The organism is Mycobacterium basiliense, from assembly GCF_900292015.1.
In the GTDB taxonomy this organism is placed as follows: Bacteria; Actinomycetota; Actinomycetes; order Mycobacteriales; family Mycobacteriaceae; genus Mycobacterium; species Mycobacterium basiliense.
Genome location: NZ_LR130759.1, coordinates 711,867 through 726,098, shown reverse-complemented (window position 1 = coordinate 726,098; position 14,232 = coordinate 711,867). Strand labels below are relative to the sequence as shown.

The following is a 14,232-nucleotide window of genomic DNA, read 5'->3' as shown; positions in this document are numbered from 1 at the left end:
TACCTGGGTACTGTCCACCGCACGGCACCATCGCAGCGTATCGCGCGGAAAGGCCGTCGCGGCCAAGCCCGGAAAGTCCGGGAAGTCACCGCGGCGGCCCCGCCAACGTGTCTTCCAGATAGCGGGGCTTGCAGGCGTGGTACCCGCCGACCAGCAGTGCGATGAGCGGAACCAAGAGAAACCCAAAGGACAGTTCCCACCGTCCGGTGATGTTGTAAAGGATTCCGAAGATCAGCGCGCCCGGGCTGGCCAACAGATAGCCCATCCCTTGGGTGAAGCCGGATAGCGCCGCTGAACCGGTTTCGGTGCGTGACCGCAGGTTGATGAGGGTCATCACGGCCGGGAAGGTGCTCGGGCCAAACCCGAGAATGATCGCCCAGACGATGGGAGCGGTCAACGGAGCCCACAGCAATCCCGCGAAACCGACGAGAAAGCTCAACGCCGAAGCGGCGACAACGGGAAACGGGTTGCAAACTCTGGCGCACAGTTCCGGCGTGATGAGTGTGGTGAGGAACCCGACGCACGAGAAGGTCGCAACCATGGCGCCGCCGAGCGCCTCGCTGCCGCCGGACGATGTCGCTATCACCGGAAGCCAGGCAAACATCGCATAGGTAATCAGCGATGTCATGCTGAACATGAAGGTCAGGCCCCAGGCGATCGGCGAGCGCCAGATCGGCCCGATCCTTTTTCCCGTCGGGGCATTTTGATCACCGTTTTGACCTCCGTTTTGACCACGGATGTCGTTGTCGCGGCGGCCGACGACGGATATCCATGGTAGAAGCGCAACCGCGGGAATCAGGGCCCAGACCGCGAGCGACGCACGCCAGCCACAGGAGTCGGCGAGCGGCACTGCGACGACGGCCGGCACGACGGTGCCGAGCTGGAGGCAGCCGAGGTAGACCGCGCTCATCAAGGCAACGCGATCGTTGAAGAACTTCTTGACCAGTGGTGGGATCACAATGTTGGCAATGCCCATGCCGACGAGGGCAAGTATCGTGCACGCCATCAGCTCGGCCACGTCGGACGCCATTGCGCGGCCGGCGGTACCTACGGCAGTGGCCAAGACGCTGAGCAGAGCCATGCGTTCAAGCCCGAATCGGCGGCTTAGGGGCGCGGCGAAACCGGCCAGGGCGAACATCGCGGTGGGTAGCATCCCAAAGACGCCGATGACGGTGCTACCGAATCCCATCGTGTGGGCCACCCTCGCCAGCAGGGGCGTCATCGATGTGACGGCGGAACGCATGGTGAAAGCGGACAGCGCGATCGCCAGTAAAACCGCCGTCCTGCTGGCAAACAACGACCGGCCGGAGGTTGGGTTGCGGACCGGCGGTGCCGCCACAGTGCTCATCAGAATTCCCCCAATCAGTCAGACAACCACAAAATCATAGGATGAATGGATGTATTGAGCAAATTGCTTATGCTGGTCGCATGCAGACAGTGCGCCGCCGGACGCTGATCGCCCAGGTAAGCGATCAGCTACGCGATGAGATCACCTCAGGGAGGTGGAGAGTCGGTGACCGCATCCCGACCGAACCGGAACTCTGCGAGATGACCGGCACCGCGCGCAACACGGTGCGCGAAGCCGTGCAGGCATTGGTGCACGTAGGCATCCTCGAGCGACGACAAGGGTCGGGTACCTACGTCATTGCCGACGTCGAACAGGGCAGCGCCCTGGCCGAATATTTCGCGGCCGCCCGAGAACGTGATCTCTGGGAGCTGCGCGAAGCGGTAGAGGTCACAGCCGCCGTCCTGTCGGCACGGCGACGTGATGCCGCTGACATCGAGGACCTGCTGGCCCTGCTCGCCCGACGAAACGAGCTGTGGAGCCGAGAGCCCGAGACCGAAAACGAACGCGCCGAAATGACTTCCGCCGATACGGCGTTGCATCGAGCCATCGTCGCGGCCAGCCATAACGAGATATATCTACAGTTCTATGACTTGCTGTTGCCGACGATCCATCGAGCGGTGGCGGCGGGCCCGGTGGGAACATGCACCTCATTCGAGCGCGAACACACCGAACTGGTCGAGGCCATCGTCGCTGGTGACCCGCAGCGGGCGGAGGCGGCGGCGCAGGTGTTCATCGCGCGGCTGCGCCCCTGAATCGGGCGGCGCTGCGGATCCAGTTGGTTGGCCGACAGCCGTACTAGTCAGGGGCACGGTGTCCGCCGTGTGCCGGCACCACATGCACGCGCGCAGCGCTCGCTAGATGTCCAGCTCGCCCACCAGCGCGTCGACAACCGCGCGCAAGTCGCCGTCGTGTTCCTCGGCCACCCGCCGCTGCCGTTGATAGGAGGCACCCACGCGGGGAATGTCGGCCACCGCCGCCAGCTCGTCGACACAACTCAACGATCTGGCTACCGGCTCCAGCCTGGTCAGCACATCGTCGAGGTGATCGGTAACCAATCGCTCGTTGCTGTCGGCGTCCAGGATTATCACCGCATCCAGTCCGTAACGCGCCGCCCGCCACTTGTTTTCCTGGACATGCCAGGGAGGCATGGTCGGTAACATCTCGCCTGCGTCGAGCCGGCGGTCCAGGTCGACCACCAGACAATGCATCAGCGCGACCAACGCGCCCAGCTCGCGCAAGTTGGAAACCCCGTCGCACACCCGGATCTCAATGGTGCCCAGATGCGGCGAAGGCCTTATATCCCAACGGATTTCGTTCATATGATCGATGATGCCGGTCTTCTTCTGGTCGTACACGAAGCCTTCGAACTCCGTCCACGTCTGAAACTGAAACGGCAACCCGGCGGTAGGCAACTGCTGGAACATCATCGCCCTGTTGCTGGCATACCCGGTGTCATCGCCGCCCCACCAGGGCGACGACGCCGACAAAGCCAACAGGTGGGGATAGTAGTTGAGCAGTGCGGAAATGATCGGCATCACCTTGTTCGCCGAGGAGATGCCGACATGGACGTGGACGCCCCAAATCAACATCTGACGGCCCCACCATTGGGTCCGCTTGATCAGCTCGGCGTAGCGCGGCGCATCGGTGAGCTTCTGGGTGGACCATTGCGCGAACGGATGGGTGCCCGCACAGAACAATTCCATGCCGCGGTCGCGGACGATGCGCCGCGCAGGCCCCAGGGTATTCCGCAAATCCTCCATGGCCTCCCCCGCGCAGGTACAGACACCGCTGACCACTTCGACGGTGTTGCGCAGCAGTTCTTTGTGCACACGCGGGTTTTCGCCGATTTCGGCGATGACTGCAGTCGCCTCGTTGCTCAGATCGCGGCTGTGCGCATCGACGAGAGCAAACTCCCATTCCACGCCCACCGTCGAGCCCGGTGAACGAGCAAAATCGATCCGGGATGCCGCCCGTCCGGCCGGCGAGCTAGCCGGAACCGATGACACCGCACGCCACCCGCTTACCGGCGTCACCGGTGGTCAGTGTGGTCTGGTCGGGGCCGGGCGTGCCGTTGGCCTGGCTATAGCGATCGGTCGGAATGTTGCCGAAGTTATCCGCACCGGCGTGAATGATGATCGCGGTTTTCTGCCCGGTCAGCAGATCGTCCATGGTGAATGCGTCGGTCGTGGTGACCAGCATCCCGCTACCGTCAGCGCGAACCTGCAGCGACGTCAGGTCACCATTGGAGTTTGCGGCCACGGAATGTCCGGGCACCTGCAAATGCCCCCCGGCGGACAGAAAGTCGCCGGGCGCACCGCCCGTCGGGGCCACCGAGTTCGGCTCACACTTGCCCACCTTGTGGATGTGTACTCCGTGGAAGCCGGGCGCAAGGCGGCCGCTGGTGGTTGTCTGAATCGTGATGGTCGCGTATCCATTGGCGAACTCGAACTTCGCCGTTGCCACCTGAGTGCCGTCGGGCGCCCGCAGCTGGCTGATCAGACCTTGCGAACCCGATGTCGCGCCCTCGTCACCCGCCATTCCGGACGGCGCGGGTGATCCGGTCCAGACCGACGGCGTGGTGCCCGGCGTCGTCGAGGCGTGTTGCGGCGACGAGCACGCGCTCACCAGCGCGACGCAAGCGGCCGCGGATAGGGCGGACAAACTGACAGCAGCGACATTGCGATGACCGGCGTGCTTAGGCATAGCGAGAGCCTAGCTTGGCGACCCGAAACCCATTGAACGGGTTCGAAACGACGGTGTCGATGTCGCGTCAACCTCAGCCGGTCACCAAGACGATGACACCGGGTGGCTGATCGGATATTTCGGCGATCCGGCGCTCGACCGGGGCCCCCAGCTTTGCGCCAACGGCGTCCGCGGTGGCCCGCTCGCCCTCGCCGTCGCCGTAGTAGACAGTGGTGACCGCGACCTCCGAGACCGCGAGATTGGTGACTTCAGTCACATTGAAACCGGCCGCCTTGAGCTGGTCTGCGGCGCGCCCGGCAATGCCTTCTTCGCCGGAGATGTTGTACACACGCACCTCGGCCTGCGCCGCAGGCGGTTTGGTGCTAGTCGAGGTTGGCGACGTGGTGGTGGCGGTCGTCATGCTGGCTATCGAGGACGAGTCATCATCGGATTGTCCGGACGAGCCCAGAGCTTGCCAGCCCAGCAGCAAGAAGATGACGCCCAGGAACAGCAGCACCATCACCATGGCCCGCAGGGGAAGCCCAGAAGAGTCGGGTACACGCTCATTCATCGAGCCCACTGTAGCCACGGGAGGGCCAGAAGCTGCAAACGCACGTGTGAAAACGAACGGGTGTCAGGTCACCTCGAAGCCGAGGCGCCGCGCCGCGCGCGCCTTCTGACGGCTGGCACGCAACCGCCTAAGTCTCTTCACCAACATCGGGTCGGCGGCCAATGCCTCCGGCCGATCCACCAACGCATTAAGCACCTGGTAGTACCGCGTAGCCGACATCGAGAACAACTCTTTGATGGCTTCTTCCTTAACGCCCGCGAACTTCCACCACTGGCGTTCGAAAGCCAGTATGTCGTGCTCGCGACGGGTCAGCCCATCGGCGACCTCGGAGTCGTCCCCCACTCGATTTGCCCGCGCCATGGCGCCGTCCATATAGCTTCCCCTGGACCCTTCCGGCGAATACTCAATCAGCTCGTAATAGTTGACCTACAAAGGGGCAGTTCCGGCGAATATTGAACCACGCCGGGAACTGTTGCCCGGTAACCCTGACCCGCGAGTCGGCCGATTTGGGGCGAATTGCCTTGCGACAGGTCCGCAGATCGGGGTCGGCGCTCAACCCTATCGGCCTTCTGCTCCCGCCGCCCTGCGGCGGGATCGTCGGCGCGCCTAAGCTAGCCGACCATGGCAGTCGTACCAATACGCATCGTGGGCGATCCGGTCCTACACACTCCGACCAAGCCGGTCCCCGTTGGCGAGGACGGATCACTGCCATCCGATCTGCCTGAGCTGATCACCACCATGTACGACACCATGGATGCCGCGCACGGCGTCGGCCTGGCCGCCAATCAGATCGGGGTCGGACTGCGGGTATTTGTCTACGACTGCGCCGAGGATCGCGGCCTGGCCGCCCACCGCCGAGGCGTGGTAATCAATCCGATGCTCGAAACCTCCGAAATTCCCGAAACCATGCCCGACCCGGACCACGACGACGAAGGTTGTCTGTCGGTGCCCGGCGAGTCTTTCCCCACCGGGCGGGCCAAGTGGGCGCGAGTCACTGGGCTCGACGCCGAGGGCAACCCGGTCGACATTGAAGGCACGGGTCTGTTCGCCCGCATGCTGCAGCACGAAACGGGACACCTGGACGGATTTCTCTACCTGGACTGCCTCATCGGCCGGCACGCCCGCGGCGCGAAGCGGGCCGTGAAATCGCACGGCTGGGGTGTCCCGGGCCTGTCCTGGTTACCCGGCGAGGGACCCGATCCGTTCGGTCACTGATGATGGTGTCGTGGCCGGACCTCGGTACGCGGGTGACGGTTCGCTACCGCCGGCCCGCCGGGTCCGTCCCCCCGCTGACCGACGCGGTCGGACAGCTGCTGGCGGTCACCCCCACAGTGCGGGTTCGAACGAAGACCGGCGCGGTCGTCGAATTCGCATCCGTCGACGTGGTGGCGCTGCGGGTACTGACCGACGCGCCGGTACGCACTGCCGAGATCCGGGCTCTCGAACACGCCGCGGCCGCGGGTTGGCCGGGCGTCGAACGGACCTGGCTGGACGGCTGGCTGCTACGGACCGGCTACGGCACCGATTCAGCAGTGCCACTGGATATTTCAGCCACGATCAGTGACATCCCGGCGATCCTCGACTGGTTCGCACAGCGCAACGTGACCCCCCTGCTGACCATCCCCGATCGGCTCCTGCCACAGCCGACCGGCGGTGCGGGCGAACGCACAGAACGGGTCATGGTGCGTGACGTGCGCGATCTGCGCGCCGCGGAAGCCGACCGCTCGATCGCGCTATCGCCGCACCCCGACGACGCCTGGTTAGGGCTCTTCGATCACCACCAACGCCACGACAAACAAGGGGCTCTCGTCGACGCGCTCACCGCCGTCGTCGACGGCGAACTCGCATTCGGCACCTACCCAGGAGCGGCGGTCGCACGCGCGGCCGTCACCGATGCGCCCGACGGCACCCGTTGGGTGGGGTTGTCGGCGGTGCACACGATCAATGAGAACTCGGGGTCCGGCCCGGCCGCACGGTTGTACGAGGCGCTGTTGAGCTGGGGCGCTCGACGCGGAGCCACCCGCGGCTACCTGGGCATGCCCGATGCCGGCGCCGAACCGGCCGAGAGCCTTGGGTTCCGGCTGCATCATCGCCGCCGCTATGTTCGGCCACCCGATAGCCTCTAGCCATGCCCGATGGCGTCGTGCGGCTGGCTACGTGGAACGTGAATTCGATTCGCACCCGTCTGAACCGCGTCCTCGATTGGCTCGCGCGTGCTGACGTCGACGTGCTGGCCATCCAAGAGACGAAGTGCACCGACAGCCAATTCCCCGCCCTCCCGCTGTTCGAACTTGGCTACGAGGTGGCGCACGTGGGCTTCAACCAGTGGAACGGGGTGGCGATTGCATCCCGCGTCGGGATCGACGATGTCCAGGTCGGCTTCGACGGCCAACCCACCTGGACTAGCAAGCCGGAGGTAGCCGCGACGGCAGAGGCGCGCGCGTTGGGCGCCACCTGCGGCGGCGTGCGGGTATGGAGCCTCTACGTGCCCAATGGTCGTGCAGTGGACGATCCACACTATGCCTACAAGTTGGATTGGCTTGCTGCGCTAAAGAATACGGCCGAAGGCTGGCTTCGCCGCGACCCCGCTGCTTCGATTGCTCTGGCCGGCGATTGGAACATCGCACCGACTGACGAAGACGTCTGGAGCACCGAATTCTATGCCGGGGCCACGCACGTCTCCGGGCCGGAACGCACGGCGTTCAACGCTATTGTGGATGCGCATTTCGCAGATCTGGTAAGGCCTTTCGCCCCCGGGCCCGGTGTGTACACGTATTGGGATTACACGCAACTACGGTTTCCGAAGAAGCAAGGAATGCGCATCGACTTCATCCTCGGCTCACCGCCATTGGCCAGCCGTGTGGTCGACGCGCAGATCGTGCGCGACGAGCGCAAAGGTAAGGCGCCCAGTGATCACGCGCCGGTTTTCGTCGATCTGCTGGACCGGTCGGTTCGGTGACCCGAAGACACTTTCCGGTCACCATTCGTTGTCTACGCGTTTATAACGTGGCAGGCTTTTCATTGACACATGCTGAGAACAGCTTTTGTTGTTGCTGTGAGCGTGCGGCCTAGATATACCTAACCAGCGACAAGGCAGGGAGCCATTATGGGATTCGTCGGCGGAGCGTTGCGCAACGTTGGTCGGACGGTGAGTCAGGCCGCCACGGCGACCACGGCGGCGGCGGGCGCGATAGGAGGCGCGGCGGTCAATGGTGTTGTCGGTGGGGTGAAGGGCGCCGCGGAGGGCGTTCAGCGCGGACTAAGCTCCGGCACCAAGTCGACTCCGGCCGCCGCGCTGGCTATCGGAGCGCTGGGCGTCGCCGGCATCGTCGAATGGCCAATTCTGTTGGCCGTCGGCGGCGGCGCGCTAGTGCTGCGGCGGATGAACCAGAAGCCCGAAATGAGCGCACCGCCGGTGAAGACCAAACTGACCCCGGTACCCACCAAGGCCGAGCCGCAAGAAGCCGAGCCCGCGAAGACACCCCGCAAGACACCAGCGAAGAAGACGGCGGGCCGTCGTGCAGGCGCCGCCGATTTGCGCAGCACCAATTGATGGCGGTGTTGAGCACCCATTGACCATTGCCAAATCCATAACACGGTCGCTGCCGCTGCGCACGCTTGCCGCGGGTGTCCAGGCGACCACCGCCCTCACCACAGCATCGGCCATGACCGCGGCGGGCGCCGCCGGAACCGTGGGCAAGGCGGCAGGCTGGGCCACCAGGATGTGTTTCCAGGCTGGCACCGCACCGCTGCGCGAAGGAGCAAAGGCGGCTTCCGGCGTTTCCCGCGAAACGCTCAGCCGGCATTGTTGGCGAGGTGACGGCCGTGCCTGGATCGAAGTCCGCGACCTCGACGGCGAGCTCGGACCCATGGTGCTCGAAGCAATACGGGCCCACCCTGGAGTCGCGACTGCCTGTCTGAACTATCCGCTGTCTCGCGTCGTGGTCGGCGTCCACGGTCGGGACGCCTCGCTGCGAGATCTGTGTCGAATGGTCGAGAACACCGAAAACCGTTATCGCTCAACCCAAGAATCTCGTCGGCCCGTCGCCGCACCCAGTCTGCCCGGTGACGGTGTGGTTCTAGCGACGCGAGCGGTCAGCTTGGCGGCCAACGCCGCCGGCCTTGGGCTGGCGCTCGCCGGACGAGCCTTGCGCTGGCCGCGATTGCCGATCAGCGTGCTCGCCGGAGTGGTGGCCGTCGACTACCAGCCCCGACTGCGCGGCCTGCTGGAGGACCGCATCGGCGGCCCTGCCACGGATACGGTTCTGACCCTAGCCGTCGCCGCCGCCGAAACCGTCACCCAGGCCCCGGCGTCGCTGTCGGTGGGCCTGGCGATGCAGACCCTCAAAGCCGCAGAATGCCGCGCGGCGTTGCGCGCCTGGCGACACCGCGAACCACAATTGGCCGAGCACGCCGACCAACCACCGATCGACCCCCCGTCGGGGTTGCCGCCGCCGAAAGCCGCACCCGCCCGAGCCGTGGCGCGCCACGCCGATCGGTTCGCGCACATCCAGACCGTCAGCGCCGGACTAGTTGGTCTGAGCACCCGCAATATGGATGCTGCCGCGACCGCCGCTCTGGTGGCTACGCCGAAGGCCAGCCGAACCACGCCGGAGGCATTCGCGGCTGTGCTTGGGCAGGGACTGGCCGAACGGCATGGGGTACTGCCGTTGCGTCCGGAGAGCCTGCGTTGCCTCGACAAGGTGGATGCGATCGTCATCGACCCCAGGGTGCTGTGCACCGACAATTTGCGGGTGGCCCGCATTCGCGGCGCCGAGGAGGACCGACTCTCCGAAGCGTGGAACCGGGCCCAACTTCTTCTGGACCACAATGGTTGGCATCCGGGCTGGCATCCGATAAATGGAATACCCGCCCGCGCCAACGATTCTCAAGTCTCCGCACTGGTTCTGCCCGCGCACGATCCATTTGCCTCGGCCGTTGTCGCTGCGGCCCGTCGCAGCGGAGCCGATCTGGTGTCGGTCGATGTCGAGTCGCTCGGCGAGCTGCGGCCCGCATTCGACGACGTCCGCCCGCTAGCTAACGGCGGGCCAACGGGATCCATCGATGACGCCCTCAGCGATGCGGTGGTCGTGCTGAAAAAGGCGGGCCGCACCGTCGCGGTGTTGTCATCGGTCTGCGGACAAGCGATCGCAGCGGCCGACGTTGCGTTGGGCATGCTGCCCCGGGATGGCGCCGCCCCACCCTGGCACGCCGATGTGCTGCTGCCCGACCTCGCGGCTGCCTGGAGGATCATGCATGCGATTCCGGCGGCCCGCGACGCGCGTCGACGTGGTATTGAAATATCCGGTGGTGCTTCGGCTTTGGGCGCCTTGTTGATGCTTCCGGGTGTTCGTGGACTTGGTCCCGGCCCGGTGACCACCGGCGCGGCCGCCGGCCTACTTTCGGGCTACCTGCTGGCGCGCAAGGTTGTCGGTGCGCAACCACCTCGACCGGCCGCCTTCCACGAGTGGCACACCATGTCCGTCGAGCAAGTGCGCGAGCTCTTGCCGTCACCGGGTGACCAGGCACCCGGGCTACCACACCACTCGACCTTCGCCACCCGCGCCATGGCCGGAGGCATTCAAACCGCCAGGCATGGCGTACAACTCACCGCGGCACCCATGCGGGCGATCGCGCAGCTCTTCGGCGCCGTACGCGCGGAATTGTCCGACCCGCTGACCCCAATGCTGGCGTTGGGCGCCACCGCAAGCGCGGTTCTGGGTTCCCCCGTAGATGCGGTGATGGTCGGATCGGTGCTGACCGGAAACTCCATCCTCGCGGCCACCCAACGACTCCGTGCCGAGAGCCGGCTCAACCGTCTGCTGGCGCTGCAGGTGCCGCCCGCCCGAAAGGTGGCGACCGATCCGGACGGACAACCGATCTATACGGACATCATCGCCGAGCAACTTCAACCCGGCGATGTCATCGAGGTGCGCACCCACGAGGTGGTCCCCGCCGATGCCCGGGTGATCGAGGAAATCGATGTCGAGGTGGACGAATCCGCGCTCACCGGCGAATCACTGTCGGTAACCAAGCAGGTCGAAGCCACCCCGGGCGCGGAATTGGCCGAACGGCACTGCATGCTGTACGCCGGCACGACCGTCGTCGCCGGAACAGTGATTGCGGTGGTGACCGCCGTCGGCGCCGACACGCAGGAACGCCGCGCCGCCGACTTGGTGTCGGCCGACCTGTCCAACGTCGGTTTGCAGTACCAGCTCAGTCAGCTGACCAACCGCGCGTGGCCGATCAGCATGATCGGCGGTGCCGCGGTGACCGGGCTCGGATTGTTGCGACGCCAAGGCCTACGCCAGGCAGTGGCCAGCGGTATTGCCGTCACAGTGGCCGCGGTCCCGGAGGGCATGCCTCTGGTGGCGACACTGGCGCAACAAGCCTCGGCGCGCCGGCTGACCCACTTTGGCGCCCTGGTCCGCATCCCCCGTTCGGTGGAGGCACTCGGTCGTGTCGACATGGTCTGCTTCGACAAGACCGGAACGCTCAGCGAAAACCGGCTACGGGTGGCAGAAGTGGCCCCGGCTCCCGGGTGTTCGGCCGAAGACGTTCTGCGCTGGGCGGTGCACGCGACCCCGGCAACCAACGGCGGCCCACAGGTGCACGCCACCGATGTCGCCATCGTCGAGGCGGCGTCATCGGCATCGCCCGCCCGTGCGGACCAACCGGACGCGCACCTTCCGTTCCGATCGGGTAGGTCGTTCTCCGCCTCGGTGTCCGGCACCGACCTAAGCGTCAAGGGCGCGCCTGAGGTGGTGTTGGCTGCATGCGCAGCCGAGGACTCGAGCTTGGACCGCACGGTCGCCGATCTGGCTTCCAAGGGACTGCGCGTGATCGCCGTGGCGCGGCGCCAGCTGAACCCGGACCAGTCTCGAGAGGTTCTCGACGACCCCGACGACATCGCTGACTTCTGCCACGACGGCCTGTCGCTGGTGGGGTTCCTCGGGTTGTCCGACACCCCACGCGCCGCGGCGGCCGGTCTGCTCACGGACCTGCGCGACCACGGGCTCGACGTGCGCTTGATTACTGGCGATCACCCGATTACCGCCACTGCCATCGCACAGGAGTTGGGCATTCCGGTGCGGGCCGATCAGATCATCAGCGGCGCCGAATGGGATGCCCTGTCTCGCAAAGACCAGGAGCGGGCGGTCGCTGAGCGGATCATCTTCGCCCGCATGTCGCCCGAGAACAAGGTGCAGATCGTACAGACGCTGGAACGCAGCGGACGGGTGTGCGCCATGGTAGGCGACGGCTCCAACGACGCCGCTGCGATACGCGCCGCCACCGTGGGTATCGGTGTGGTCTCGCATGGCAGTGACCCCGCCCGGGTGGCCGCAGACATGGTGTTGGTCGACGGTCGCATCGAATCGCTGCTTCCATCGATCCTGGAAGGGCGTGAGCTGTGGCAGCGGGTGCAGGCCGCGGTGTCGGTCCTGCTGGGCGGCAATGCCGGCGAGGTGGCGTTCGCCATCATTGGCAGTGCAATCACCGGGACGTCACCGCTGAACACCCGGCAGCTGTTACTGGTGAACATGCTGACCGATGCGCTGCCGGCGGCCGCGCTGGCGGTCAGCAAGCCGCGCGGCCAGGCAGATCCCGACGCCCGCGGCCCTGATCAGCGTGCGCTGTGGCGAGCGGTTGGGGTCCGCGGAACAACCACCGCCGCGGCAGCCACCGCGGCGTGGATGATGGCTGGTGTCACTGGGCTACCGCGGCGCGCCGCCACGGTGGGGCTAGTCGCATTGGTCACAGCGCAGCTGGGTCAGACCCTGCTGGATTCGCATGACTGGCTGGTTGTTCTGACCGCGTTCGGCTCACTGGCCGCGATGGGGACCTTGATCAGCGTTCCGGTGATTAGCCAACTGCTCGGTTGTACCCCGATCGGCCCGGTCGGGTGGGCGCAGGCCCTGGGAGCTGCCGCGGCCGCGACCGCCGCGATGGCTGTGGTGGACCGTATTCTGGATAATCGTGATGAGCGACCGGAACCACCGATCCCTCAGCCGCCCGACACGAGCATGCCAGCCGCATCGCACCAGGTGCAGTTTCGCACTCCACAATCTCCACGACGCCGACGCGCCACAACAGGGCGTAAAGCTCCCGCAAGGGCACGGTCAGCAACGCAGCAAACGACGAAATTAGGGGATCGGCCAGGGCGTCGGTCCTCGACATACTTCAGACGGTGACCGCACCACCCTGCTTAGCGGCAAACCCTTCGTTACTGAAAGGCAAATGATGGTGGAAAAGCAGGCGCGCCGGGCAACATCCCAGCGTGACGCCGTAGCAAGAATAAAAGAAGCCGAAACGTTTGTGGTGAATCTGCCGATGTTGGGTCGGCTGGAAGTACCGCGGCCCGAGCAGCTGGCCTACTTCGGCGGTCTGGCCGCCCTGGCGGCCTTCGAACTCATCGACTGGCCGATCGCTGCGGTCATTGCCGCCGGGCACCTGCTGGCGAACAACCATCACAATCGGTTGCTGGAGGAGCTCGGCGAGGCGATGGAGGAGGCCTAGCCAGTCATCGCGGCGCGGAAAGGGCGGGGTCGGGTCGGCTGGATCGCGACGTACCGGACCCACCGCAGTCGAGGAGGTACTGGGCCTCGGCGGGGTCGTCGGGATGCCGGTGCGATCGCAGCAGTCTCGCCCCCGACTTTCGGTGTTGAGCCGGCTGGCTCCGCGACGTCCCGGCGTCAAAACGGGCGGTAGCAGCGGATTCAACGAATTTCCAGGGTCTGCCCAACACCCGCGCGAGACAGTTACGCACGTTGGCCGCGTCCACAGTCACTCACCGAGGCGCGGCAGGCGGTGCGAGCTGTTGGGCAACGGCGGGGCCGGCGGGACCGGTGGGATTGGTGCCTCCACCAACGGGCCCGGCGGTGCGGGCGGAGCCGGTGGCAGCGCTGGCCTATTGGGCGACGGCGGCGCCAGCGCGATGGCCAGCGCCACCGGAGCCAACGGTGGACCAGGCGGCGACGGCGGCCACGGAGGGTTCTTCTGGGGCAATGGCGGCGCCGGCGGTGATGGCGGTGCCGGAGGTGCGTCCACGGTCGGCAGCGGAGGCAGCGGCGGCAACGGCGGTTGCGGCGGTCTGAGCGGAATGATCGGTAATGGGGGCGCCGGCGGGAACGGTGGAGATGATGGCGCCACCATCGACGCACCCGCCAACGGCGGATCCGGCGGCTGGGGCGGCTTCGGCGGTGACGCCAAGATTATCGGCTTTGGCGGGATCGGCGGTGCCGGCGGAACCGGTGCTGCCGGCGGGATCGGCGGCATCGGCGGGGGCGGCGGCACCGGCGGGAACGGCGGTCACGGCGCAGTCCTATTCGGCAACGGTGGAGCTGGCGGGCCGGGTCGGGCCGGCGGCGGCGGCTTGTTCGGCGGGCAAGGCGGCTACGGAGGCGAGGGCGGCGACACCGGGCTACTGGGCAATGGCGGTGACGGCGGGGCCGGCGGGGCCGGCGGTGTCGGAGGCCCCGCCGGCCCCAAGCCAGGCTCGGACGGCGGTAACGGAGGCGCTCGTGGGCTGTTGTTCGGCACCGCGGGCACGTCCGGCGGACACGGCTAACTCCGACAGCCGCGCCGCCTCTGCACACCGCGGCTCCGCTGCGCTAGCGTGGGAGGCGGCCGA

General features: G+C 66.2%; 13 protein-coding genes. 8 read left to right on the top strand and 5 right to left on the bottom strand.

Going from position 1 to position 14,232, the window contains the following annotated elements; translation table 11 throughout:
* Positions 1 to 85: 85 nt before the first annotated feature.
* Complete coding sequence (locus tag MB901379_RS03095) at positions 86 to 1,348, bottom strand: MFS transporter (protein WP_158015315.1); 1,263 nt, start codon at positions 1,346 to 1,348, stop codon at positions 86 to 88.
* Positions 1,349 to 1,428: 80 nt separating this feature from the next.
* On the opposite strand from MB901379_RS03095, the gene MB901379_RS03090 reads away from it, so the two are divergent.
* On the top strand, positions 1,429 to 2,100 hold the full coding sequence (locus MB901379_RS03090; protein ID WP_232021972.1) for a FadR/GntR family transcriptional regulator: 672 nt from the start codon (positions 1,429 to 1,431) through the stop codon (positions 2,098 to 2,100).
* A gap of 102 nt (positions 2,101 to 2,202) precedes the next feature.
* Here the strand turns inward: MB901379_RS03090 and MB901379_RS03085 are convergent, their stop codons facing one another.
* From MB901379_RS03085 to MB901379_RS03070, 4 genes are all read right to left on the bottom strand, one after another.
* A complete protein-coding gene (locus MB901379_RS03085; protein WP_158018902.1) occupies positions 2,203 to 3,354 on the bottom strand; it encodes a glutamate--cysteine ligase in 1,152 nt (383 codons plus the stop codon).
* Complete coding sequence (gene sodC / locus MB901379_RS03080; RefSeq protein WP_158015314.1) at positions 3,335 to 4,051, bottom strand: superoxide dismutase[Cu-Zn]; 717 nt, start codon at positions 4,049 to 4,051, stop codon at positions 3,335 to 3,337. The genes MB901379_RS03085 and sodC overlap by 20 nt, the downstream gene beginning before the upstream one ends.
* 73 nt (positions 4,052 to 4,124) lie before the next feature.
* Positions 4,125 to 4,601: a LytR C-terminal domain-containing protein gene (locus tag MB901379_RS03075; protein WP_158015313.1), complete on the bottom strand. Its 477-nt coding sequence runs from the start codon at positions 4,599 to 4,601 to the stop codon at positions 4,125 to 4,127.
* 63 nt (positions 4,602 to 4,664) lie between these two features.
* The gene (locus tag MB901379_RS03070) at positions 4,665 to 4,973 is read right to left on the bottom strand and encodes a DUF3263 domain-containing protein (RefSeq protein ID WP_158015312.1); all 309 of its coding nucleotides are present in this window, start codon (positions 4,971 to 4,973) and stop codon (positions 4,665 to 4,667) included.
* 249 nt (positions 4,974 to 5,222) lie between these two features.
* On the opposite strand from MB901379_RS03070, the gene MB901379_RS03065 reads away from it, so the two are divergent.
* From MB901379_RS03065 to MB901379_RS24945, 7 genes are all read left to right on the top strand, one after another.
* The gene (locus MB901379_RS03065) at positions 5,223 to 5,816 is read left to right on the top strand and encodes a peptide deformylase (protein ID WP_158015311.1); all 594 of its coding nucleotides are present in this window, start codon (positions 5,223 to 5,225) and stop codon (positions 5,814 to 5,816) included.
* A 2-nt stretch (positions 5,817 to 5,818) separates the two neighbouring features.
* Positions 5,819 to 6,727, top strand: coding sequence for an N-acetylglutamate synthase, CG3035 family (locus tag MB901379_RS03060; protein WP_158018901.1), 909 nt, complete (start codon positions 5,819 to 5,821; stop codon positions 6,725 to 6,727).
* A 17-nt stretch (positions 6,728 to 6,744) separates the two neighbouring features.
* Complete coding sequence (locus MB901379_RS03055) at positions 6,745 to 7,560, top strand: exodeoxyribonuclease III (RefSeq protein WP_174237071.1); 816 nt, start codon at positions 6,745 to 6,747, stop codon at positions 7,558 to 7,560.
* A gap of 147 nt (positions 7,561 to 7,707) precedes the next feature.
* Positions 7,708 to 8,154 carry a hypothetical protein gene (locus tag MB901379_RS03050; protein ID WP_158015309.1) on the top strand — a complete coding sequence of 149 codons (447 nt, stop codon included), beginning with the start codon at positions 7,708 to 7,710 and terminating at the stop codon, positions 8,152 to 8,154.
* Between the two features lie 49 nt (positions 8,155 to 8,203).
* Positions 8,204 to 12,793, top strand: a complete 4,590-nt coding sequence (locus tag MB901379_RS25155) for a cation-translocating P-type ATPase (protein ID WP_174237070.1) — start codon at positions 8,204 to 8,206, stop codon at positions 12,791 to 12,793.
* 49 nt (positions 12,794 to 12,842) lie between these two features.
* Positions 12,843 to 13,118, top strand: a complete 276-nt coding sequence (locus MB901379_RS03040) for a hypothetical protein (RefSeq protein ID WP_158018900.1) — start codon at positions 12,843 to 12,845, stop codon at positions 13,116 to 13,118.
* Between the two features lie 301 nt (positions 13,119 to 13,419).
* Entirely contained in the window at positions 13,420 to 14,169 is a 750-nt protein-coding gene (locus MB901379_RS24945; RefSeq protein ID WP_158015307.1) for a hypothetical protein, read from the top strand.
* Positions 14,170 to 14,232 lie beyond the last annotated feature (63 nt).

Bases quoted from the DNA above. Each gene is read 5' to 3' on its own strand.
- MB901379_RS03095 (WP_158015315.1), bottom strand. From the start codon at position 1,348: ATGAGCACTGTGGCGGCACCGCCGGTCCGCAACCCAACCTCCGGCCGG.
- MB901379_RS03090 (WP_232021972.1), top strand. From the start codon at position 1,429: ATGCAGACAGTGCGCCGCCGGACGCTGATCGCCCAGGTAAGCGATCAG.
- sodC (WP_158015314.1), bottom strand. From the start codon at position 4,051: ATGCCTAAGCACGCCGGTCATCGCAATGTCGCTGCTGTCAGTTTGTCC.
- MB901379_RS03075 (WP_158015313.1), bottom strand. From the start codon at position 4,601: ATGAATGAGCGTGTACCCGACTCTTCTGGGCTTCCCCTGCGGGCCATG.
- MB901379_RS03070 (WP_158015312.1), bottom strand. From the start codon at position 4,973: ATGGACGGCGCCATGGCGCGGGCAAATCGAGTGGGGGACGACTCCGAG.
- MB901379_RS03065 (WP_158015311.1), top strand. From the start codon at position 5,223: ATGGCAGTCGTACCAATACGCATCGTGGGCGATCCGGTCCTACACACT.
- MB901379_RS03060 (WP_158018901.1), top strand. From the start codon at position 5,819: ATGGTGTCGTGGCCGGACCTCGGTACGCGGGTGACGGTTCGCTACCGC.
- MB901379_RS03050 (WP_158015309.1), top strand. From the start codon at position 7,708: ATGGGATTCGTCGGCGGAGCGTTGCGCAACGTTGGTCGGACGGTGAGT.
- MB901379_RS03040 (WP_158018900.1), top strand. From the start codon at position 12,843: ATGGTGGAAAAGCAGGCGCGCCGGGCAACATCCCAGCGTGACGCCGTA.